The organism is Streptomyces sp. NPDC047043, from assembly GCF_040644055.1.
Classification (GTDB): Bacteria; Actinomycetota; Actinomycetes; order Streptomycetales; family Streptomycetaceae; genus Streptomyces.
Genome location: NZ_JBEYVO010000043.1, coordinates 42,761 through 64,667 on the forward strand (window position 1 = coordinate 42,761; position 21,907 = coordinate 64,667).

General features: G+C 71.3%; 20 protein-coding genes and 1 pseudogene. 14 read left to right on the plus strand and 7 right to left on the minus strand.

Features of this window, described 5'->3' with window-relative positions; all coding sequences use genetic code 11:
- The first annotated feature begins 47 nt into the window (after positions 1–47).
- The 9 genes from ABZ880_RS46665 to ABZ880_RS46705 all read left to right on the plus strand — a co-directional run bounded on the left by ABZ880_RS46665 (position 48) and on the right by ABZ880_RS46705 (position 12,198).
- Positions 48–2,309: a molybdopterin oxidoreductase family protein gene (locus tag ABZ880_RS46665; protein ID WP_361277103.1), complete on the plus strand. Its 2,262-nt coding sequence runs from the start codon at positions 48–50 to the stop codon at positions 2,307–2,309.
- Between the two features lie 134 nt (positions 2,310–2,443).
- Complete coding sequence (locus ABZ880_RS46670) at positions 2,444–3,850, plus strand: CitMHS family transporter (protein WP_361277105.1); 1,407 nt, start codon at positions 2,444–2,446, stop codon at positions 3,848–3,850.
- Between the two features lie 40 nt (positions 3,851–3,890).
- On the plus strand, positions 3,891–5,135 hold the full coding sequence (locus ABZ880_RS46675) for an MFS transporter (protein WP_361277107.1): 1,245 nt from the start codon (positions 3,891–3,893) through the stop codon (positions 5,133–5,135).
- 102 nt (positions 5,136–5,237) lie between these two features.
- Positions 5,238–5,903 carry a hypothetical protein gene (locus ABZ880_RS46680; protein WP_361277110.1) on the plus strand — a complete coding sequence of 222 codons (666 nt, stop codon included), beginning with the start codon at positions 5,238–5,240 and terminating at the stop codon, positions 5,901–5,903.
- Complete coding sequence (locus tag ABZ880_RS46685; RefSeq protein WP_361277112.1) at positions 5,890–6,651, plus strand: class F sortase; 762 nt, start codon at positions 5,890–5,892, stop codon at positions 6,649–6,651. The genes ABZ880_RS46680 and ABZ880_RS46685 overlap by 14 nt, the downstream gene beginning before the upstream one ends.
- Positions 6,652–6,812: 161 nt before the next feature.
- On the plus strand, positions 6,813–8,156 hold the full coding sequence (locus ABZ880_RS46690) for an ABC transporter ATP-binding protein (protein WP_361277114.1): 1,344 nt from the start codon (positions 6,813–6,815) through the stop codon (positions 8,154–8,156).
- Positions 8,157–8,270: 114 nt separating this feature from the next.
- Positions 8,271–9,659 carry an aldehyde dehydrogenase family protein gene (locus tag ABZ880_RS46695; protein ID WP_361277116.1) on the plus strand — a complete coding sequence of 463 codons (1,389 nt, stop codon included), beginning with the start codon at positions 8,271–8,273 and terminating at the stop codon, positions 9,657–9,659.
- 11 nt (positions 9,660–9,670) lie between these two features.
- Positions 9,671–10,750: a Zn-dependent alcohol dehydrogenase gene (locus ABZ880_RS46700; RefSeq protein ID WP_361277118.1), complete on the plus strand. Its 1,080-nt coding sequence runs from the start codon at positions 9,671–9,673 to the stop codon at positions 10,748–10,750.
- A 125-nt stretch (positions 10,751–10,875) separates the two neighbouring features.
- Positions 10,876–12,198 (plus strand): MFS transporter, encoded by a 1,323-nt coding sequence (locus tag ABZ880_RS46705; RefSeq protein ID WP_361277120.1) that lies wholly within the window; start codon positions 10,876–10,878, stop codon positions 12,196–12,198.
- On the opposite strand, the gene ABZ880_RS46710 is transcribed toward ABZ880_RS46705, so the two are convergent.
- The 3 genes from ABZ880_RS46710 to ABZ880_RS46720 all read right to left on the minus strand — a co-directional run bounded on the left by ABZ880_RS46710 (position 12,190) and on the right by ABZ880_RS46720 (position 14,617).
- The gene (locus ABZ880_RS46710) at positions 12,190–13,143 is read right to left on the minus strand and encodes a DMT family transporter (protein WP_361277122.1); all 954 of its coding nucleotides are present in this window, start codon (positions 13,141–13,143) and stop codon (positions 12,190–12,192) included. The genes ABZ880_RS46705 and ABZ880_RS46710 overlap by 9 nt on opposite strands.
- Positions 13,144–13,217: 74 nt before the next feature.
- On the minus strand, positions 13,218–13,928 hold the full coding sequence (locus tag ABZ880_RS46715; protein WP_361277124.1) for a winged helix-turn-helix domain-containing protein: 711 nt from the start codon (positions 13,926–13,928) through the stop codon (positions 13,218–13,220).
- Positions 13,929–13,975: 47 nt separating this feature from the next.
- On the minus strand, positions 13,976–14,617 hold the full coding sequence (locus tag ABZ880_RS46720; protein WP_361277125.1) for a TetR/AcrR family transcriptional regulator: 642 nt from the start codon (positions 14,615–14,617) through the stop codon (positions 13,976–13,978).
- 105 nt (positions 14,618–14,722) lie between these two features.
- Between ABZ880_RS46720 and ABZ880_RS46725 the strand changes: the two genes are divergently transcribed.
- From ABZ880_RS46725 to ABZ880_RS46735, 3 genes are all read left to right on the plus strand, one after another.
- Positions 14,723–15,874: an acyl-CoA dehydrogenase family protein gene (locus tag ABZ880_RS46725; RefSeq protein ID WP_361277169.1), complete on the plus strand. Its 1,152-nt coding sequence runs from the start codon at positions 14,723–14,725 to the stop codon at positions 15,872–15,874.
- A 61-nt stretch (positions 15,875–15,935) separates the two neighbouring features.
- Complete coding sequence (locus ABZ880_RS46730; RefSeq protein WP_123964134.1) at positions 15,936–16,223, plus strand: YiaA/YiaB family inner membrane protein; 288 nt, start codon at positions 15,936–15,938, stop codon at positions 16,221–16,223.
- 136 nt (positions 16,224–16,359) lie between these two features.
- A complete protein-coding gene (locus ABZ880_RS46735; protein WP_361277127.1) occupies positions 16,360–16,986 on the plus strand; it encodes a TetR/AcrR family transcriptional regulator in 627 nt (208 codons plus the stop codon).
- 13 nt (positions 16,987–16,999) lie between these two features.
- Here ABZ880_RS46735 and ABZ880_RS46740 read toward each other — a convergent pair whose 3' ends face one another.
- Positions 17,000–17,461 (minus strand): MaoC family dehydratase, encoded by a 462-nt coding sequence (locus tag ABZ880_RS46740; protein WP_361277129.1) that lies wholly within the window; start codon positions 17,459–17,461, stop codon positions 17,000–17,002.
- 91 nt (positions 17,462–17,552) lie between these two features.
- Here ABZ880_RS46740 and soxR point away from each other — a divergent pair, with 91 nt between their 5' ends.
- Entirely contained in the window at positions 17,553–18,038 is a 486-nt protein-coding gene (gene soxR / locus ABZ880_RS46745) for a redox-sensitive transcriptional activator SoxR (protein WP_361277130.1), read from the plus strand.
- Positions 18,039–18,324: 286 nt separating this feature from the next.
- Here the strand turns inward: soxR and ABZ880_RS46750 are convergent, their stop codons facing one another.
- Positions 18,325–19,392 carry an RNA ligase (ATP) gene (locus ABZ880_RS46750; protein WP_361277131.1) on the minus strand — a complete coding sequence of 356 codons (1,068 nt, stop codon included), beginning with the start codon at positions 19,390–19,392 and terminating at the stop codon, positions 18,325–18,327.
- Positions 19,393–19,546: 154 nt separating this feature from the next.
- On the opposite strand from ABZ880_RS46750, the gene ABZ880_RS46755 reads away from it, so the two are divergent.
- A complete protein-coding gene (locus ABZ880_RS46755; protein WP_361277132.1) occupies positions 19,547–20,281 on the plus strand; it encodes a hypothetical protein in 735 nt (244 codons plus the stop codon).
- Here the strand turns inward: ABZ880_RS46755 and ABZ880_RS46760 are convergent.
- Both ABZ880_RS46760 and ABZ880_RS46765 read right to left on the minus strand, forming a co-directional pair.
- A pseudogene (locus ABZ880_RS46760) lies at positions 20,245–20,999 on the minus strand (3-keto-5-aminohexanoate cleavage protein). The gene ABZ880_RS46755 and the pseudogene ABZ880_RS46760 sit on opposite strands and share 37 nt — an antisense overlap.
- Positions 21,000–21,088: 89 nt before the next feature.
- The gene (locus tag ABZ880_RS46765) at positions 21,089–21,691 is read right to left on the minus strand and encodes a hypothetical protein (RefSeq protein WP_361277133.1); all 603 of its coding nucleotides are present in this window, start codon (positions 21,689–21,691) and stop codon (positions 21,089–21,091) included.
- Positions 21,692–21,907 lie beyond the last annotated feature (216 nt).

Consider the following 21,907-nt stretch of genomic DNA (forward strand, 5'->3'; position numbering starts at 1 on the left):
TCGGTCGCGTCTACGAGCGTCACCGTCGTCGCCCACCGGGAGGACCCGTGTCCCGCACCGCCCTGCGAATCTGCCCCCTGTGCGAGGCCACCTGCGGGCTGACCCTCACCATCGAGGGCACCCGTGTCACCGGCGCCCGCGGTGACCGCGAGGACGTGTTCAGCAAGGGGTTCATCTGCCCCAAGGGTGCCTCCTTCGGCGCCGTCGACGGCGACCCCGACCGGCTGCGCACGCCCCTCGTGCGCAAGGACGGCGAGCTGCGCGAGGCCACCTGGGAGGAGGCCTTCGACGCGGTCGCCGCCGGGATCCGGCCGGTCGTCGAGCGGTACGGCGCCAACTCCGTCGGCGTCGTCCTGGGCAACCCGAACGTCCACACCATCGCCGGCGGCCTCTACCCGCCGGTGCTGCTGGCCGGCCTCGGCACCCGCAGCATCTTCACCGCGTCCACGGTCGACCAGATGCCCAAGCACGTCTCCAGCGGACTGCTCTACGGCGACGCGAACGCGATCCCGGTGCCGGACCTGGACCACACCGACCATCTGCTCCTCATCGGCGCCAACCCCCTGGAATCCAACGGGAGTCTGTGCACCGCCGCCGACTTCCCCGGCAAGCTGAAGGCCCTCAAGGCGCGCGGCGGCCACCTCACCGTGATCGACCCGCGCCGCACCCGCACCGCCAAGCTCGCCGACCGCCACCTCGCGATCCGCCCCGGCACCGACGCGCTGCTGCTCGCCGCGATGGCATACACCCTGTTCGAGGAAGACCTCGTCGACACCGGGGAGTTGACCCCGCACCTCCAGGGCCTCGACGAACTGCGCGCGGCGGTAGGGGACTTCACCCCCGAAGCCGTCGCCGGTGCCTGCGACATCGACGCCGACACGATCCGCACTCTCGCCCGCGAGCTCGCGGCCGCCCCCACAGCCGCCGTGTACGGCCGTATCGGCAGCTGCACCGTCCCGTACGGCACCCTCGGCAGCTGGCTCGTCGACGTGCTCAACATCCTCACCGGCAACCTCGACCGCCCCGGCGGCGCCCTCTTCCCGCAGGCCGCCACCGACAGGACACCCCGCCCGGCCGGACCCGGCCACGGCTTCCAGCTCGCCCGCTGGCGCTCCCGGGTCAGCCGACACCCGGAGGCCAAGGGCGAGTTGCCGCTGTCCGCGCTCGCCGAGGAGATCGACACCGCGACCGACGAGGGCGAGCCCATCCGGGCGCTCATCGCCGTCGCCGCCAACCCCGTGCTCTCCGCGCCCGACGGCGACCGGCTCGACAAGGCCCTGGACTCCCTGGACTTCATGGTCAGCGTCGACCCCTACCTCAACGAGACCTCGCGCCACGCGGACGTCGTGCTGCCGCCGCCCCCGCCCTCCCAGAGCGCCCACCACGACTTCGCCTTCAACACCCTCGCCGTACGCAACCAGGTCCGCTACTCCCGGCCCGCCGTGCCCCTGGAGCCCGGCCGCATGGCCGAGACCGAGATCCTCGCCCGGCTGATCCTGGCCGCGACCGGCATGCACGGCGCCGACCCGTCGGCCGTCGACGACCTCGTCATCGGCCAGACCCTCGGCAAGGCGGTCAAGGAGCCCCACTCGCCCGTGCACGGCCGCGACCCGCAGGAACTCGCGGCACAGCTCACCGGCGGGACCGGCCCCGAGCGGCGGCTCGACATGATGCTGCGCCTCGGCCCCTACGGCGACGGTTTCGGCGTACGAGAGGACGGGCTGTCCCTGGAGCAGCTGCTCGCCCACCCGCACGGCATCGACCTCGGCCCGCTGCGGTCCCGGCTGCCCCAGCCCCTGAAGACCAGGAGCGGCAAGGTCGAGCTGCTGCCGCAGCCGATTGCAGACGATCTGCCGCGGCTGCGGCAGGCCCTGGACCGGCTCCCCGACGAACTCGTCCTCGTCGGCCGCCGCCATCTGCGCTCCAACAACAGCTGGATGCACAACGTCCCCGCCCTCACCGGCGGAACCAACCGCTGCACCCTGCACATCCACCCCGAGGACGCCGAGCGGCTCGGCGTGCGGGACGGGGCCGCCGTACGCGTCAAGGGCGCCGGCGGAGAGGTGACCGCGCCCGCCGAGGTCACCGACGGCGTGCGACCGGGCGTGGTGAGCCTGCCGCACGGCTGGGGTCACGACCGGCCCGGCACCCGGATGAGCCACGCGGCCACCGACCCCGGAGTCAACGTCAACCAGCTCCTCGACGGCAGCCTGCTCGACCCGCTCTCGGGCAACGCGGTCCTCAATGGAGTGCCCGTGGAGGTCGCCGCGGTGGCCCCCGCGGCCGAAAAGCTCATGCCGCTGACCTGAGCAAAGCTGTGACCTGCAGTTTTGCGCTTATTGCTCACACGTCAACGTCTTGTTAACGCCGTTTGAACGGACCTAACGTCATCGCACCGCCTGCCCCGGTGGGATGTTCAAGGGCGAACGTTAGGTATCCACTCATGCTGACCATCCTCGGCTTCGCCATGATCGCGACCTTCCTGGTCCTGATCATGCTGAAGAAGATGTCGCCGATCGCGGCGCTCGTGCTGATCCCGGCACTGTTCTGCGTCTTCGTCGGTAAGGGCGCCAAGCTCGGCGACTACGTCATCGACGGCGTCACCGGGCTCGCCCCCACCGCGGCGATGCTCATGTTCGCGATCGTCTACTTCGGTGTGATGATCGACGTCGGCCTCTTCGACCCGATCGTTCGGGGAATCCTGAAGTTCTGCAAGGCCGACCCGCTCCGCATCGTCGTCGGCACCGCGCTGCTCGCCGCGATCGTCTCACTCGACGGCGACGGCTCGACCACCTTCATGATCACCGTCTCGGCGATGTACCCGCTGTACAAGCGCCTGAAGATGTCCCTGGTCGTGATGACCGGTGTCGCCGCCATGGCCAACGGCGTGATGAACACCCTGCCGTGGGGCGGCCCGACCGCCCGCGCCGCGACCGCGCTGAAGCTCGACGCGAGCGACATCTTCGTCCCGATGATCCCGGCGCTCGCCATGGGCCTGGTCTTCGTGATCGCCCTCTCGTACGTCCTCGGGCGCCGCGAGCGCAAGCGGCTCGGCGTGCTGACGCTGGACGAGGTGCTGGTCGAGGAGAAGGAGACCGAGACGGTCCTCGTGGGTGCCGGCTCCGGTTCCGGCAAGGACGGCAAGCGCACCACGGGCGGCTCCGGCTCCGGCACCGACGCGGACCTTCCCGACGACGAGGACGAGGGCTTCCAGGGCCTCGACCCCAACCGGCCGACCCTGCGCCCCAAGCTGTACTGGTTCAACGCGCTGCTCACGGTGGTCCTGCTCACCGCGATGATCATGGAGTGGCTGCCGATCCCGGTGCTGTTCCTGCTCGGCGCCGCGACCGCGCTCACCGTCAACTTCCCGCACATGCCCGACCAGAAGGCCCGCCTCGGCGCGCACGCCGAGAACGTCCTCAACGTCTCCGGCATGGTCTTCGCCGCCGCCGTCTTCACCGGCGTCCTGCAGGGCACCGGCATGGTCGACCACATGGCCAAGTGGCTGGTCGACAACATCCCCGACGGCATGGGCCCGCACATGGCCTTCGTCACCGGCATCCTGAGCATCCCGCTCACATACTTCATGTCCAACGACGGCTTCTACTTCGGCATCCTCCCGGTGCTCGCCGAGGCGGGGCAGGCCCACGGCGTCTCCTCCCTGGAGATCGCCCGCGCCTCCCTCATCGGCCAGCCGCTGCACATGTCGAGCCCGCTCGTCCCGGCCGTCTACGTCCTGGTCGGCATGGCGAAGGTGGAGTTCGGCGACCACACCAGGTTCGTGGTCAAGTGGGCCGCGCTGACATCACTCGTGGTGCTCGGGGCAGGAATCCTCTTCGGCATCATCTGACCCTTCTGCATCATCTGACCCGCACTCGGAGGTCCTTCACATGAGGCCCGGTGGGAACCGCGGCTGGCTGCTCCGCCTCGTCATCGCCTTCTCCTTCGCGCAGGGGGCGGTGTCGATGGCCCGGCCCGCCGTCTCCTACCGGGCCCTCGCGCTGGGCGCCGACGAGCGGGCGGTCGGCGTCATCGCGGGCGTGTACGCGCTGCTGCCCCTCTTCGCCGCCGTGCCGCTGGGCCGCCGCACCGACCACGGCCGCTGCGCACCCCTGCTGCCCTTCGGCGTCGTCCTCATAGCCGGCGGCTGCGCACTGAGCGGCCTCGCCAACTCCCTCTGGGCGATGGCGATCTGGAGCGGGGTGATGGGCCTCGGCCACCTCTGCTTCGTGATCGGCTCCCAGTCCCTGGTCGCCCGCCAGTCCGCCCCGCACGAACAGGACCGCAACTTCGGCCACTTCACCATCGGCGCCTCGCTCGGCCAGCTCGTCGGCCCCGTCGCGGCGGGCGCGCTGATCGGCGGCCCGGACATGGCGGGCACCAGCGCGCTCGCCCTCGTGGTGGCGGGCGTGGGCGCCGCGGTCGCGTTCACGTCGCTGTGGCGCATCGAGGACCGTACGGCGGTCAAGTCCCGTACCGCACAGGGCGACCGCGTCCCCGTCGGCAGCATCCTGCGTGCCCGGGGCGTGCCCGCGGGGATGCTCGTCAGCCTCTCCGTGCTGTCCGCCACCGACATCCTCACCGCCTATCTGCCGGTGGTCGGCGAGCACCGGGGCATCGCCCCCTCCGTCGTCGGTGTCCTGCTCAGTCTGCGCGCGGCGGCCACCATCGCCTGCCGCCTGGTGCTGACCCCGCTGCTGCGCCTGCTGGGCCGCGCGGTGCTGCTCGGCGCGACCTGCGGGCTGGCGGCCGTACTGTGCGCCGGGATCGCGCTGCCGCTGCCCGTGTGGGCGCTGGCCGTCCTGCTGACCGCACTCGGCTTCTGCCTGGGCGTCGGGCAGCCGCTGTCCATGACGACGGTCGTCCAGGCCGCCCCCGACGACGCGCGCTCCACCGCCCTCGCCCTGCGGCTGACCGGCAACCGCCTCGGCCAGGTCGCCGCGCCGGCGGCGGCGGGCCTGGTCGCGGGGGTCGCGGGAGTGGCGGCTCCGTTCCTGATGCTCGGCGCGCTGCTGCTGCTCTCGGCGGGCGGCGCGCTGCGTGCTTCGGCGCCCCCGGGGAGCGGTCCGGCGGCCGTGCCGGCTCCCCAGGGGCCGCGCGAGGGAACCGCGTTGCGCCGGTCGAGCGATATCTGACGGCGAGTCGGGTGGTGCTCCCGGTAGACCACGGGTGGATGTGAAAGAGAGTCAGGTGAAAGAGCGATTTGTATGAAAATCGTCTGACTCGGAGGAACATCCATGCCGACCTCGATGCCCCCGTCCGCCCTCAGCGCCCGCCTCGGCGCCGCGGCTCTCACCGTTCTCACCGCGGCCGGGGCCTCCTTGCTCGCGACGCCGGCCGCCGTGGCCGCCCCCGGCGACGGTGCCGACATCAGGATCCACAATGAGCGGGTGCCCTACGGTGTCGCCAAGGACGACCCCGCGGTCTGCAGGTTCTACCTCGATGCCGCGAACTTCGGCGAAGTGACGAGCGTCGCCTACACCATCACGGCGCAGCCGCCACTGCCGACCGCCGCCACCGTGAGCGGCACGATCTCCCTGGCCGGCGGTGCCGGACACACCGATGTTCTGGGGCTGGCCGACGGCAGATACACGCTCACCTGGACCTTCACTCCGGCCCTGCCGGGCGCGACCCCCATCACGCCCAAGGCAAAGGTCTTCACCGTCGACTGCCACCGGCGCGACCCCGACCGGGGGCAGCAGGGTCCGAGCCGAACGATCGAGGACCACCCACGCCAGGGCGGTGACGGTGGGCCGAAGGGCGGCGTCCACGCCGGCGGCGGCGGTCTCGTCGACACCCTGCAGGCCTACACGCCACTGAGCGGTGCCGCGGCCGTGGGGCTGGTCGCGGTCGGGGGAGTCGTGTACGTCCGCCTCCGTCGTCGCAACGATGGTGCCGCGTAGGCGCAGACGCAGGCCCTGGTACCGGACCCGCGCCTACCGCCTCACCAGGACGGCTCTGATCGTCGCCGTCCTGGTGACAGTCGTGCGGTGCGGGGGGCACCACGGCCCGGACTTCCCCGACCGGGTCCGGGGCCCGGTCCTCGCCGAGTCGCCCGCCGAGTCGCCCGCCCGGTCACCCTCCGAGTCGCGCGCCGCCCCGGCCGCCGGGGCTGTCGACGGGCGGCCCCGGGCGTCCGAGCCGACCGCCACGCCCACACCCAGGGCCACGCCCACCCCGGCACCCCCGCCGCTGCCCCGGTCGCCGGCCACCAACCTGCGCGTACCGTCCCTGGGCATCGACGCACCGGTCGTCGGGCTGAAGGTCGGCGCCGACCACCAGCTCGGGACGCCGCCGGTCGACAAGGCCAACCTCGTCGGCTGGTACCAGGACGGGCCGTCCCCGGGCGAGACCGGTACGGCCGTCGCCGTCGGCCACCGGGACACCAGGACCGGCGCGGCGGTCTTCGCCGCGCTCGCGCAGATCCCCCGCGACAGCCGCATCGAGGTCCGGCGCGCCGACGGCCGTGCCGCCGTCTACACCGTGGACCGCGTACGGGTCTTCGACAAGGCCAGATTTCCCGACAAGGAGGTGTACGGGCCGAGCAGACGCCCCGAGCTGCGGATGATCACCTGCGGCGGCCTGTTCAACCGCAGAACCGGCTACACCAGCAACGTTGTCGTCTTCGCGCACCTGACCGCGACCCGCTGACGTTTCTCGCTCCGCGGAACGCCGGACCCGATTCCGGCGAGTGTCTTCCCCCGAGTACGCACGGTCCGTTAACTTCCGTGACTCACAGCCCGTACGACCCGCACGGGCCATTCGACCGCCGGGAATCAACGCTCGCCCGGCAAGCCCCCGGGGGCACTGTCATGACACGCGCCATCTCTCTGCACGACGTGAGCAAGACCTACACGCGGGGCGTCCGCGTGGTGGACCGGCTGTCGCTGAACATCCGGCCCGGCGAGTTCCTCGTGCTCCTCGGGCCGTCCGGCTGCGGCAAGTCCACCGTGCTCCGCATGATCGCCGGGTTGGAGGAGATCACCGAGGGCACACTCCTGCTGGACGGGGAGGAGGCCAATGACCTCCTCCCGTCCGAGCGGAACATGGCGATGGTCTTCCAGAACTTCGCCCTCTACCCGAACATGACGACCCGCGGGAACATCGGCTTCCCGCTGCGCGTCGAGAACCCCGGCGAGGACCCGCGCCCACGCGTGGACGCCACCGCCCGCATGCTCGGCATCGAGGACCTCCTCGACCGCTTCCCCAGCCAGCTCTCCGGCGGCGAGCGCCAGCGCGTCGCCATGGGCCGGGCCATCGCACGCCACCCCTCCGTCTTCCTGATGGACGAGCCGCTGTCCAACCTCGACGCCAAGCTCCGCAACCATCTGCGCGCCGAAATCTCCAAGCTCACCCGGGAGTTGGGCGTCACCACGGTCTACGTCACCCACGACCAGGCAGAGGCCATGTCGCTCGGCGACCGGGTCGCCGTGCTGCGCGGCGGCGTCCTGCAACAGCTGGGCAGCCCGCGCATGGTGTACGCCCTGCCCCGCAACGTCTTCGTCGCCGCCTTCATCGGCACCCCGCGCATCAACCTGCTGCGCGGCCTGGTGCGCGCCCCGCTCGACGGCGCGATGACCATCAGCCTCGGCAAGCAGTTCCTGCGGCTGCCCGAACCCCTGTCCCTGGACCACCAGTTGCTGCGGGTGCAGCAGGGCCGGGAGGTGATCGTCGGGCTGCGCTCGGAGGCCGTCCGCATCGCCAAGCCCGCCTCCGCCCGCCCCGGAGAGGTGGCGCTCACCGGCCTGGTGGAGCACGTGGAGTTCCAGGGCCACGAGGTGCTCGTCCACTTCAACACCGGCTCCAAGCCCGCCGTCGTATCGGACCTGGAGGCCCCACGGCCCGCCTCCCGTACGCCCCGGCGCCGCCGCAGGGAGGGCGGAACCAACGTCCTCGAGCGCCTGCGCGAGCGGGCGGAGGCGCTGCGTGCCGGTCCGGTGGTGGTCCTGGACGACCCGCCGGACCAGGACTCCGCACCCGCGTCCACCGAACCGCGCCTCCCGGGCGACCTCGTCGTCCGCACCACCCCCGACATCGACATCCGTCACGGCATGCAGGTGCCGCTGCTCGTCGACATCGCCCACCTGTTCGTCTTCGACCAGCATGGGGAACGCATCTGCCCGCATCCGGACCGGCTGCCCGACCTGGACGAGTAGGGAGCCGGGGCTCTTCGCGAGGGGGTGTCTGGCGTCCGAAAACTATCGTCGCTAGTTTATGTGCCTGTCGGTAGGTTGTGACGCGGACGACGCACCCCGCCTCGGAGGAGCACCATGAAGGCACACGACGGCCTGTACATCGACGGCGCCTGGCGGCCCGCCGCAGGTCAGGACGTGATCGATGTCGTGAATCCCGTCGACGAGCAGGTGATCGGCCGAGTCCCCGCGGGGACGGCCGAGGACGTCGACACCGCCGTACGGGCCGCCCGTGCCGCCCTCCCGGGCTGGGCCGCGACCCCGCCCGCCGAGCGGGCCGCCCGCCTGGCCGCCCTGCGGGACGTGCTGGTGGCGCGCAAGGACGAGATCGCCGAGACCGTCACCGCCGAGCTCGGCTCGCCGCTGCAGTTCTCGCAGAACGTCCACGCCGCCGTGCCGATCGCGGTCGCGGGCTCGTACGCCGAGCTGGCCGCGACGTACTCCTTCGAGGAGAAGGCCGGGAACTCGACCGTCCATCTGGAGCCGGTCGGCGTGGTCGGCGCGATCACGCCCTGGAACTACCCCCTCCACCAGGTCGTCGCCAAGGTCGCCCCGGCGCTGGCGGCGGGCTGCACGGTCGTGCTGAAGCCGGCCGAGGACACCCCGCTGGTCGCCCAGCTCTTCGCCGAGGCGGTCCACGAGGCGGGGATCCCGGCGGGGGTCTTCAACCTGGTCACGGGCCTTGGCCCGGTCGCGGGCCAGGCCCTCGCCGAGCACCCGGGCGTCGACCTGGTCTCCTTCACCGGCTCCACCGCCGTCGGCCGGCAGATCGGCGCGACGGCGGGCGCCGCGATCAAGAAGGTCGCCCTGGAACTGGGCGGCAAGTCCGCCAACGTCATCCTGCCGAGCGCCGACCTCGCCAAGGCGGTCAACGTCGGGGTCGCCAACGTCATGTCCAACTCAGGCCAGACGTGCAGCGCCTGGACGCGGATGCTGGTGCACCACGTCCGGTACGAGGAGGCCGTCGAACTGGCCGCGACGGCCGCCGCGAAGTACGGCTCGCGCATCGGCCCGGTCGTCAACGCCAAGCAGCAGGCGCGGGTGCGGAGTTACATCGAGAAGGGTGTGGCGGAAGGGGCACGGCTGGTCGCGGGCGGCCCCGAATCCCCGCATGAACAGGGTTACTTCGTTTCCCCGACCGTCTTCGCGGACGTCACCCCCGACATGACGATCGCCCAGGAGGAGATCTTCGGCCCGGTCCTGTCGATCCTCCGCTACGACGACGAGGAGGACGCCCTGCGCATCGCCAACGGCACGGTCTACGGCCTCGCCGGCGCCGTCTGGGCCGGCGACGAGGCGGAGGCGGTGGCCTTCGCGCGCCGTATGGAGACCGGCCAGGTCGACATCAACGGCGGCCGCTTCAACCCCCTTGCCCCGTTCGGCGGTTACAAGCAGTCGGGTGTCGGCCGCGAGCTCGGCGCGCACGGCCTGACCGAGTACCTCCAGACCAAGTCCCTGCAGTTCTGAGGAGCGTATCCGTGGTTCGCGCAGCCGTCCTGCCCGAAGTGGGCGCCCCGTTGGAGATCACGGACATCGAGCTTCCGGATCCCGGCCCCGGCCAGGTCCGCGTCCGACTCGCAGCCGCCGGTGTCTGCCACTCCGACCTGTCCCTGTCCAACGGCACGATGAGGGTGCCGGTGCCCGCCGTCCTCGGCCACGAGGGCGCGGGCACGGTCCTGGCTGTGGGAGACGGCGTCACGCATGTCTCACCCGGCGACCCGATCGTCCTCAACTGGGCCCCGTCCTGCGGCAGTTGCCACGCCTGCTCGCTCGGCGAGGTGTGGCTGTGCGCCAACGCGCTGAACGGCGCCGCGGATGTGTATGCCCGAACGGCAGCGGGCACCGACCTCCATCCGGGCCTGAACGTCGCCGCGTTCGCCGAGGAGACGGTGGTGTCCGCGAGCTGTGTCCTGCCCCTCCCCGGGGGCATCCCCCTCACGGACGCGGCCCTCCTGGGCTGCGCCGTCCTCACCGGCTACGGAGCGGTCCACCACTCGGCGAAGGTGCAGCCGGGCGAGACGGTCGCCGTGTACGGCGTCGGGGGAGTGGGCCTCGCGGCACTCCAGGCGGCGCGCATCGCGGGCGCCGCACGCATCGTCGCGGTCGATGTCTCCCCGGCGAAGGAGGAGTTGGCGCGCGCTGCGGGCGCCACGGACTACGTCCTCGCCTCCGACAACACCGCCCGCGAGATCCGGGGCCTGACGGACAAGCAGGGCGTCGACGTCGCCGTCGAGTGCGTGGGCCGCGCGCAGACGATCCGTACGGCCTGGGACTCCACCCGCCGCGGCGGCCGCACCACGGTGGTCGGCATCGGCGGCAAGGACCAGCAGGTCACCTTCAACGCGCTGGAGATCTTCCACTGGGGCAGGACCCTCTCGGGCTGCGTCTACGGCAACTCGAACCCGGCACAGGACCTGCCGCTGCTCGCCGAACACGTACGCGCGGGCCGCCTGGACCTGGGCGCGCTGGTGACGGAACGGATCGGCCTGGACGGCATCCCGGCGGCGTTCGAGAACATGCTGGCGGGCAAGGGCGGCAGGGCGCTGGTCGTCTTCTGACGCTTCAAGGTTGCCCGGAGCCTCCGGGTGCTCCGGGCAACCTTCGCGCACGACCGTTGACCCCATACCGTCCGGTCAGTATGTTCCCGGGAACGTCCCCACCGCACCCATCGGAGTGTGCACGCATGGACATGGCCCCCTCCGCTCAATCCGCTCCCACGACCGCCCTCCCCACGGTCAACCGCCGCCGCGTAGCCACGGCCGCCGCTCTCGCCTCGGCCGTCGAGTGGTACGACTACTTCGTCTTCGGCATAGCCGCCGCGCTCGTCCTCGGCGATCTGTACTTCCCGGCGGGCAGCCCCACCGCCGGAGTGCTCGCCGCCTTCGCCACCTTCGCCGTCGGCTTCCTGGCCCGCCCGATCGGCGGCATCGTCGCCGGTCAGCTCGGCGACAAACGCGGCCGCAAGCCGATGCTGGTCCTCGCGCTCACGCTCATGGGCATCGCCACCACCGGCATCGGCCTGCTCCCGACGTACGACACCATCGGCGTCGCCGCCCCGATCCTGCTGGTCCTGCTGCGCGTCGTACAGGGCGTCGCGGTCGGCGCACAGTGGGGCGGTGCGATGCTGCTGGCCACCGAGTACGCCCCCGAGGGCAAGCGCGGCATCTACGGCAGCTTCGTCCAACTCGGCGTCCCCATCGGCGTGGTGACCGCCAACACGGTCTTCCTGCTGGCCGGCGCCTTCACCTCCGACTCCGCCTTCGCGGCCTGGGGCTGGCGACTGCCCTTCCTGGTCGGCCTGTTCGTGCTCGTACTCGCCTGGTACATCCACCGGCACGTCGAGGAGACCCCCGAATTCCGGCAGGCGGAAAGGGAGTTGGCTCAGAAGGAGAAGGCCGAACAGAACTCGCCCCTGCGCGCGATCCTCCGGGGCCACCTCGGCACGGTCCTCCTCGCCGGCGGCTCCTTCGCCGTGAACACCGCGACCTTCTACATCCTGATCACCGGTGTCCTCGACTACACGACCCGCGAACTCGGCATGAAGCGCGACGCGGTGCTCACCGTCTCGCTCTGCATCAGCCTCACCCAGCTCGTGCTGATCCCGGCCGCCGCCGCGCTCTCCGACCGCGTCGGCCGCATCCGGATCTACGCGCTCGGGGCGGTCGGCATCGCGCTGTGGGCCGTACCGATGTTCCTGCTGATCGACACCGGCTCACTGCTGTGGCTGGCGGTCGGCACGTTCGTCGCTGGCTGCTTCCTCAGCATCATGTACGGTCCCCAGGCCGCCCTGTTCGCCGAGCTGTTCACGCCCGAGATGCGTTACACGGGTGCCTCCCTCGGCTACCAGATCGCGGCCGTGCTCGGCGGTGGCCTGGCGCCCTTCGTGATGGTCCTGCTGCTGGAGGCGACGGGCACGTCGATGGCGGTGTCCGCCTACATCATCGGCCTGGCCGTGATCGCGTTGCTCTCCATCAAGGTCCTTGCGGGCAGGGCGAGTTCAGACTGAGTCCGGCGCGCGCTCGGGCTGCGACCCCGGAATCGTCTCCGGTGCCGCGGCCCGTGCCCGCGACCGCGACACCGCCACGCCGGCCAGGCACAGCGCCCCGCCCGCGAGCGTGAGCAGCCCCGGCACCTCGCCGAGCGCCAGCCAGGACATCAGCACGACCAGCGCGGGCACCGCGTACGTCGTCGCGCCCATGCGGCTGGCGGTCGTACGGGCGAGGGCGTAGGCCCAGGTCGTGAAGGCGAGCGCCAGCGGAAAGACGCCCAGGTAGACCATGTTGAGCGTCGCGGAGACCGGGGCGTCGGCCGCCTCGTGGACCAGCTGTCCGGCGAACGGCAGACACAGCACCGCGCCGACCAGACATCCGAACGTGGTCACCTGCAGCGCGCTCGCCCGCCCGAGCGCGGGCTTCTGCGCGACGACACCGCCCGCGTACCCGACCGCCGCGAGCAGACACAGCACCACACCGAGCACCGAGGAACCGCCCCCGCTCGACATCGACAGGCCCACCGTCACCGCGCCCGCGAACGACACGGCCATCCCGGCCAGCAGCCGCGGCGGCATCGGATCACCGAGCAGCCGCGCGCCGAGCAGGGCGATGAGAATCGGCCCGATGTTCACGACCAGGGCCGCGGTGCCGGCATCCACCTGCTGCTCGCCCCAGTTCAGTGCCACGCTGTAGAACCCGAACCACAGCACCCCGGATATCGCGATCCCGCGCCAGGCCGACCGCGGCGGCAGCCCCTCCCGCCGCACGACAAGCATGGCGACGAGTACCAGAGAACCGGCGAGCAACCGCCCCAACGCCAGCGCCCCCGGCGAGTACGCGCCACCCGCACTCCGGATCGACACAAAGGCGGAGGCCCACAGCACGACGGTGACGGCAGCAGCACCGGTGGCGAGCAGCCGGGCGCGACGGGCGGGGTGGGCAGGGGAGACGTTCATCATGCTCCTGAGGCTAGGAGGGGAGTGAGGGTGAGGGCTGGCGGATTTCGGACGGGGTGATGGGAGCGGTCGGGAGGTCAGTTCAGTGACGTCGACTCGATGCCGAGCAGGTCGTGCAGCGCATGCTCGCCCGTGGTCGTGACCTTGACCGCCCGCTCGGAGCCGATGCGTACGCACCAGCCCCCATCCAGCGCATGCCGGCACAGCGCGGCACCCGCCACCCCTGCGAGGTGCGGTCGCCGTTCCGTCCAGTCGAGGCACGCACGGGCCAGGGGGCGGCGGCCCTTGCGGTCCAGCGCGATCCCGGCCGCGTCGAACCACCGCACGCCCGCCTCCGTGAGCGCGAAGCCGGTGTCCTGGAGCAACAGCCCCCGCTCGGTCAGCGCATCGGTGACCGCGATCCCGAGCCGCCCCGCCAGGTGGTCGTAGCAGGTGCGCCCCCGAGCCATCGCCGACCCGGCGCTCGACTCCCGCAGACTGCGCGGCCGTACGACATTCCCCGGACCCATCTGTGCGGCCAGGTCCTCCACCAGCTGGGCGACCCGCGCGCCGGCGAGGCGGACGTACCGGTGCCGCCCCTGCCGTTCCTCGGTGAGCAGGCCGCCCGCGACGAGCTTGCCCAGGTGCTCGCTCAGCGTCGACGCGGCGACCCCCGCGTGCCGCGCCAGCTCACCCGCGGTCCACGCCCGCCCGTCCAGCAGCGCCAGCAGACACGCGGCCCGCGTCTCGTCGGCGATCAGCCCGGCGAACCGGGCCAGCTGCGGCGCCTGAGGGTCCTTGGAGGTCATGCACCCCAGCATGGGGCACGGACGGTTCGGCCCCCGCCGAAGTGTCGCTACGCGGTCCGCTTCACCTGCTCGTACTGCTGCACCAGCCCGTCCAGCAGCGCCGTCAGCCCCGTCTCGAAGGCCCGCTCGTCGATCTTCTCCTGCTGCTCGGAGAGGAGGTGCGCCTGCCCGAGGTGCGGATAGTCGGCCGGGTCGTACGCGCTCGCGTCGTCCACGAAGCCCCCGGCGAAGGACCCGAGCGCGGAGCCCATGATGAAGTACCGCATCAACGCGCCGATGGACGTGGCCTGCGCCGGCGGCCAGCCCGCGTCGACCATCGCGCCGTAGACCGCGTCCGCGAGGCGCAGCCCTGCCGGTCGGCGGCCGGGGCCCGTGGCGAGCACCGGGACGATGTTGGGGTGGTCGCGCAGTGCGGCCCGGTAGGAGATCGCCCAGTCGTGCAGCGCGGTCCGCCACTCCCGCCCGTCCTCGAACATCGACAGGTCGACCTGGGCGCTCACCGAGTCCGCGACCGCCTCCAGGATCTCGTCCTTGGTGCGGAAGTGGTTGTAGAGCGAGGGTCCGCTGACCCCCAGCTCGGCGGCGAGCCGACGCGTCGAGACCGCCGCGAGGCCCTCCGCGTCCACCAGCGCGCGTGCCGTGTCGACGATCCGGTCGGTGCTCAGGAGGGGCTTGCGCGGTCGGGCCATGGCGCACATAGTAGGGCTGCGAACCGGAAACTAGCAGTGCTAATTTAAAACCGCAGCACCTGTACGACGGCTGCGGTGCGGCGGGGCGACTGATGTGGGGTGACCGTGAATCTGGAGCTCAGCGAGGAGCAGGCCGACGTCCGCGGACTGGCCAGGGACTTCGTGGCGCGTGAGATCACTCCGCACGTGGTCGCCTGGGACCGCGCCGAGGAGGTCGACCGGTCGATCGTGAAGAAGCTCGGCGAGGTCGGGTTCCTCGGGCTGACCGTCGACGAGGAGTACGGCGGCTCCGGCGGCGACCACCTCGCGTACTGCCTGGTCACAGAGGAGCTCGGGCGCGGTGACTCCTCGGTGCGCGGCATCGTGTCCGTCTCGCTCGGGCTGGTCGCCAAGACGATCGCCGCCTGGGGGAGCGAGGCGCAGAAGCGCCGTTGGCTGCCCGGCCTCACCTCCGGCGAGTACGTCGGCTGCTTCGGCCTCACCGAGCCCGGCACCGGCTCCGACGCCGGCAACCTCGCCACGCGCGCGGTGCGCGACGGCGACGACTACGTCATCAACGGCGCCAAGATGTTCATCACGAACGGCACTTGGGCCGATGTCGTCCTCCTCTTCGCCCGCTCCACCGACGCCCCCGGCCACAAGGGTGTCTCCGCCTTCCTCGTGCCGACCGACACGCCCGGCCTGACCCGCCGCACCATCCACGGCAAGCTCGGCCTGCGCGGTCAGGCGACAGCCGAACTGGTCCTTGAGGACGTACGCGTCCCGGCCGCGGCGATGCTGGGGTTGGAGGGCAAGGGCTTCTCCGTCGCCATGTCGGCCCTCGCCAAGGGCCGGATGTCGGTCGCGGCCGGCTGCGTCGGCATAGCCCAGGCCGCGCTGGACGCGGCGGTGAAGTACGCGGGCGAGCGCGAGCAGTTCGGCAAGCCGATCGCCCACCACCAGCTCGTACAGGAACTGATCAGCGACATCGCCGTGGACGTGGACGCGGCGCGTCTGCTCACCTGGCGGGTCGCCGACCTGATCGACCGCGGGCAGCCCTTCGCCGTCGAGTCCTCCAAGGCCAAGCTGTTCGCCTCGGAGGCCGCCGTCCGCGCCGCCAACAACGCCCTCCAGGTCTTCGGCGGCTACGGCTACATCGACGAGTACCCGGCGGGCAAACTGCTGCGCGACGCCCGCGTCATGACCCTGTACGAGGGCACCAGCCAGATCCAGAAACTCCTCATCGGCCGTGCGCTGACCGGGATTTCGGCGTTCTGAGTACCTGAGCTGAGTATCTCGGCGGATGTGGCGCGGGCCACCTCCGGCGACCCTTGATCGCATGAGTGACACACCGGTCAAGCAGCAGAGCACGGCCGCCTTCTACGGCCAGGCCGTCGCCTCCTTCGCCCTCGCCATGATCGCCACGGCCGTCGGGATCTTCCGGCTGGACGCCAACGCCTGGGTGCGCGGCTTCCTCGCCATCGCCGTGCTGTACCTGGTCACCTCCGCCTTCACCCTGGCCAAGGTGATCCGGGACCGGCAGGAGGCCGGGCAGATCGTCAGCCGCGTCGACCAGGCCCGGCTGGAGAAGCTGCTCGCCGAGCACGACCCCTTCGAGAAGCTCTGAAAGCTCTGAGCGGCCGGACTAAGCGCTCGCTCACCGTCGGCGGTATGGTGGGGGTTCGCCCGATCAAAAGGTGGCCCGATGGGTCTCGTTTGAGGGCGGTGGTGGAAGACGGGCGGGCGAGAGGGGCGAGCGAGCTATGAGTACGGCGGAGGACACGGCCGGCGACGAGACGTCGGCGTGGGGCGAGGTCACGCCCGACGCGGCCCGGCGGCTGCTGATCGCCGCGGTGGAGGCCTTCGCCGAGCGCGGGTACCACGCCACGACGACCCGTGACATCGCGGGCCGTGCCGGTATGAGCCCGGCCGCGCTCTACATCCACTACAAGACCAAGGAAGAGCTGCTCCACCGCATCAGCCGGATCGGCCACGAGAAGGCCCTCGAGATCCTGCAGACGGCCGCCCGGCGGGAGGGCACCGCGGCCGAGCGGCTCGCCGACGCGGTGAGCTCCTTCGTCCGCTGGCACGCGGGCGGGCGCACCACCGCCCGGGTCGTGCAGTACGAGCTCGACTCGCTCGGGCCGGACGCCCGTGAGGAGATCCTCGCGCTGCGCCGGCAGTGCGACGCCGAGGTGCGGGGGATCATCGAGGACGGCGTGGCGGCAGGCGAGTTCGACGTGCTGGACGTGAAGGGCACCACCCTCGCCGTCATGTCGCTCTGCATCGATGTCGCCCGCTGGTTCAACGTCGACGGGCCCTGGACGCCGGACGAGGTCGGCGCGCTCGACGCCGACCTCGTGCTGCGGATGGTGGGAGCGGCCAAGTGACCGCTCGGAGGCGTCAGAGGTAGTAGCGCGAGACCGACTCGGCGACACACACCGGCTTGTCGCCGCCCTCGCGCTCGACGCTGAAGGCGACGGTCACCTGGACGCCGCCCGCCACGTCATCGACCCCGGTGATCACCGCGGTGGCGCGCAGGCGCGAGCCGACCGGCACGGGTGACGGGAAACGCACCTTGTTGGTGCCGTAGTTGACGCCCATCTTCACGCCCTCGACCTTGATCAGCTGCGGTCCGAAAAGCGGCAGCAGCGACAGGGTCAGATACCCGTGCGCGATGGTGGTCCCGAACGGCCCGGCGGCGGCCTTCTCCGGATCGATGTGGATCCACTGGTGATCACCGGTGGCATCGGCGAAGAGATCGATCCGCTTCTGGTCGACCTCCAGCCAGTCGGTGTACCCGAGCTGCTCGCCAACGGCCGCCTTCAGCTCGTCGGCGCCCGTGAAGACCCTCGGCTCTGCCATGTCCCGCCTCCTCGTCCCAAACTCTAAGCGACTGCTTAGCATGGTCGGCCTCGAGGTCCGTGTCAACGGAGGCATGGGTAGGGTTCGAGGGATGCCCCAGATTCCAGAGAAGATCCACGAGCTCACGGTCGGCCAGCTCGCGGCGCGCAGCGGTGCCGCCGTCTCCGCCCTGCACTTCTACGAGTCCAAGGGCCTGATCAGCAGCCGCCGCACCTCGGGCAACCAGCGCCGCTACCACCGGGACGCGCTGCGCCGGGTCGCGTTCGTCCGCGCCGCCCAGCGCGTCGGCATCCCGCTGGCGACGATCCGCGATGCGCTCGCCGAGCTCCCCGAGGAACGCACCCCCACCCGGGAGGACTGGGCCCGTCTCTCCGAGGCCTGGCGCTCGGAACTCGACGAACGCATCAAGCAGCTCAACCGCCTGCGCGACCACCTCACGGACTGCATCGGCTGCGGCTGCCTGTCGTTGGACACCTGCGTCCTGTCCAACCCGGACGACGTCTTCGGCGAACGCCGGAGCGGCTCGCGGCTGATGGTGGAGCGAGGGGGAGGCCGCGGGAAGCAGGACCAGCGCTAGGGCCTCCGGCGGATCAGCTCGGCGTCGCGGGCCCTGGCACGCCCTCCCCCACTGCCTTGAAGGCGTGGGGGACCCCCAGCCGCGTTGTCGTCACTTCCCCCACTCTTGGCTTCGCTCGAGCGGGAGGGGCCCCCATCGCTCCGCGTCGACTCCCTCCTCCGCCTTGCAGCCGAGCGGGGGGACCCCCATGGCCCCGCTCGGCGCGGCCAAGAAGCACCGTCTCTTGCAGCCGACCTGATCGAACCGCCGGACAGACCCTAGGGCCTGCTTCCTGCGGCCGCCCGCCCTACTCGTACTCCGTACCGCCCTTCCGGGTCAGGTACGCCGCGCTCACCGCCTTGGCGATGGCCCGACCGCCGGTCACCGAGCTGTACCGCTCCGTCGACGGACGGATCACGACTCCCTCGCGCAGATGCAGCCCGCGTCCGGACACGGTCTCCCGGCCGCTCGCAACCTCCAGCACCCGATCGATGTCGTACGCCCCCTCGAACAGCCGGGGCACCAACGGCAGCTCCCCGTCGAGCAGTTCGGCCGCGTCCAGCCAGCGCACGGTGCCGTCGATCTCCGCGGAGACGTCGAACACTGCGTACCCCAGGGTCTCGCGGCGCCCGTCCGCGCCGTACGTCAGGTCCTGGACCCCCGCGCCGTACACCTCGCCGAAGATCCCGATCCGGCGTGCACCCAGCCGCTCGGCGAGCCGGGCCGCGGTCGCGGCGACGCCGTGCCCCTGCACCGCACGCCAGTACAGGTTGCGCGGGTCCTCCTTCAGGGCAAGGGACTTGGACCCGAACCCCTTGGACGAGACGTGCACCCGCCCCTCGTCGGCGAGATACGTCAGCAGGCATGCCGAACCGTGCAGCTTCTCCGTCAGGACCACAGCCTCGCCCGGTGTGAAGATGTCCGGAAACCGCTGGATGTTCTCGATGTCGACCCAGGGCAGCAGATCGGGCGCGGACTCCACCTCCCCGCTCATCGTGGGCGGGATCGGAGGCACCCACTTGGTGATGCCGAGTGTCTTGGCGAAGTCGGTCCCGTCCAGGGCCGCACGCGCCAGGTCGACGTCCGCCAGTGCCTTCGGCCGGCACACGATGCCCTGCGACAGCTCGCCGCGCAGCCGCACCGCCTTGACCCGGTCGGACTTGCTTCCCGCGAGCCGCCCGGTCAGTCCCAGCTCCTCGATCAGCCCGGCGGGCAGCACCGCCTGCTCGGGGATGTAGACGGCGGCATCGCCGGTGCGGTAGGCGCCCTTGGCGACGACGGCGCGGTACAGACCCACCTGGGCCAGTTCGAGCGCGTCGGCGCCCGGATGCTCGTGGACGGTCAGCACTTCGGCGGTGACGCGGAGCGTCGACATGGGACACCTCGGTTCCGGGGTCGTTCAGTTCGGTTTCATCGCGTCCAACTGTCCGGACGGGAAAGGGGTGGAGCGAGCGGATTAGCGGCTGGTAGCGTCGGGATCTTCGGCCGACCGAGACGCCGTGCACGGAGTCCTGACGGGATCAATTCCCTTGTTCTCACCTGCCCTTGACGCCGCCCTCGCGGACATCGACACGGTCTTCAGCGGTTTCGCCAGCCCTGACGAGACCGGCTGCGGCTACTGCCACGCGCCCGAGGAGACCGCGTATCTGCGCACGCCGCACGTGCACGTGCCCGTGGACGTGGTGCGGTACTACCTCTTCGAGGTGGCCGACCACTTCGACGACCACGCCGCCGCGATGCGGCGCCTGCTGCCACAGGCCGCGCGGGCGATGGCCGACGGCACCCTGGGCTCGATCGGTTACGGGGCCCACGGGCTGAGCCGGGTGGACTGGCGCTCCTGGCCGGCCGAGCAGGCCGCCGCGATCGAGACCTTCCTGCACGCCTGGTGGCAGGACGCCCTCACCAGGCCCGAGCCGCCGTACGGCATCGACGACATCTTCGACACCTGCGTCACGATCGCCAGGACCGTGACTCCGTTCCTCGACCGGTGGGTCCGCAGCCCGGTCGCCGACGCACACCTCGTCCACTGCGTCGACGTCTGGCTGTACGACCTGCTGTCCGACTCCTCCCCGTTCTCCTGGTGGTACGACGGCAGCGAGGACGCCGGCGTCGCGGATCTGCGCACCTGGCTGGCCGGCCCGGGCGCCGCCCGCCTCCGCGCCCAGGGCGAGGACGACCTCGCCACACGCGCCGAGCTTCAGGTCCTCCCCGACGACCGGCGCTGGGCTCACCCGTACTGGAGCAGCCCCTCGGCGACCAACTGAGCGTTGGACCCGGCCCGTTCCCCGTCCGGCAGGGCCAGCGTGTCCTCCAGGCCTATCCGGGTCGCGAGCCCCAGCCGCCCCGCCAGCCGCAACACCGGCCAGGCGCCGCCGTCCTCGCCGTGCAGCAGCACGGGGCGATGGGGCCCCTCCCGCTCGAGCGAAGCCGAGAGTGGGGGAGCGCCCGGCCCAGGTCGGCCAGCAGTCCGCGTGCGGTGTCCTCGGCCGTATCCACCGCCGTATCCGTCACCTCGGCCAGCACCCGCAACACCCGCCCCCCGAGCGGGGACACGGCGAACCGCGCCGCCCCGTCCGTCCCCGACCAGATGCCGGCCTCGACCCCCACCCCGAGGTCGATCAGAGCCGCGGCGATCTCCTCCGCGCCCTCCTCATGCCAGTTGACGGAGGCGTGGTCGGGCAGCGAGGGCAGGTCCGCCCAGCTCCGTATCCGCTTCAGCCGGGCCGCCGGATCCGGCTCCGCCCAGGCGCCCGTGGTCACCCCGACCGGGACCGACACCCGCGCCCGGATCGCCTGGAGCGTCGGCGCGAGCACCCGGGGCGACAGGGAGTCGTGGCCGCACGGGTTCTTGGGGTGGACGTGGATGTCCGTGGCCCCTGCCGCGACGGCACGCGCCGCGGACTCGGCCATTGCCTGAGGAGTCAGCGGCACCATCGCACCGTCGGCGGACCCCCGCGGTCCGTTGAGACACACCTGCACCATGCCTCAAGACTGCCAGCCACCACTGACAACAGCCCATGACCATCAACGACAGACAGGGGGTGCGGCATCCCCGGCGCACCCCCGCCGAGCTAGGCCGACACCAGCAGCCTTCCGCGCCTTGCGTCCGCCAGGGCCTCGGGCTTGAGCACGGGCCGTGGCACGAGAATTCCGCAGTGAGTGCAGACCGGACCCGCCGAGGGTTCGTGGTCCAGGTCGTACGTCCAGATCAGACGCTCTCCGCTGCACACCGGGCACTCGGCGCCCGGTTCGCGTTCCAAGGCGGAGATCAGTCGGCGAAGCACCTCGGCCAGCGGTTCACGGGGGTGGACCCGCGGGTCGTCGCACCAGGCGACACCGAAACCGCCCCAGGTCAGCCGGTGCCAGTCGTCCACGGTGCCCGGCCGGCGCAGCCCGTCGTGCTTCTCCTTCTTGCGCCGCTCGGCGAACTCGACCTCATAGGCCAGCCAGACCGAACGCGCCTCTTCCAACTCCTCCAGTGCGGCCACGAGCCGCGCTGGGTCGGGGGACCGGTCCTCCGGACCGAACCCTGCCCGGGAGCACAAATGGTCCCAGGTCGCCCTGTGCCCGTAAGGAGCGAACCGCTCAAGGCACTTGCGCAGTGAGTAGCGCCGCAGTGCCAGATCGCACCGCGGATCGCGGACCTGTCTCGCCAGACTCCGGAAACCGGCCATCGCCCTGCACCTCCGTCACACCTGCACCTGTACTTCGGTCACTTCGGCGTCGTCGTACGGACGTCGCCGAATAGACGTATCGACAAGCGATTCGGCTCCATCCGATTTCCGATGACCTCCATAAGCCGCCGTACCGGCTACCAAAACTTGACGCATGTTCATCTTCAATCCCGGGGATACCGGCGGTAACGTCCCGGCTCACCCCCGTCGGTAGGA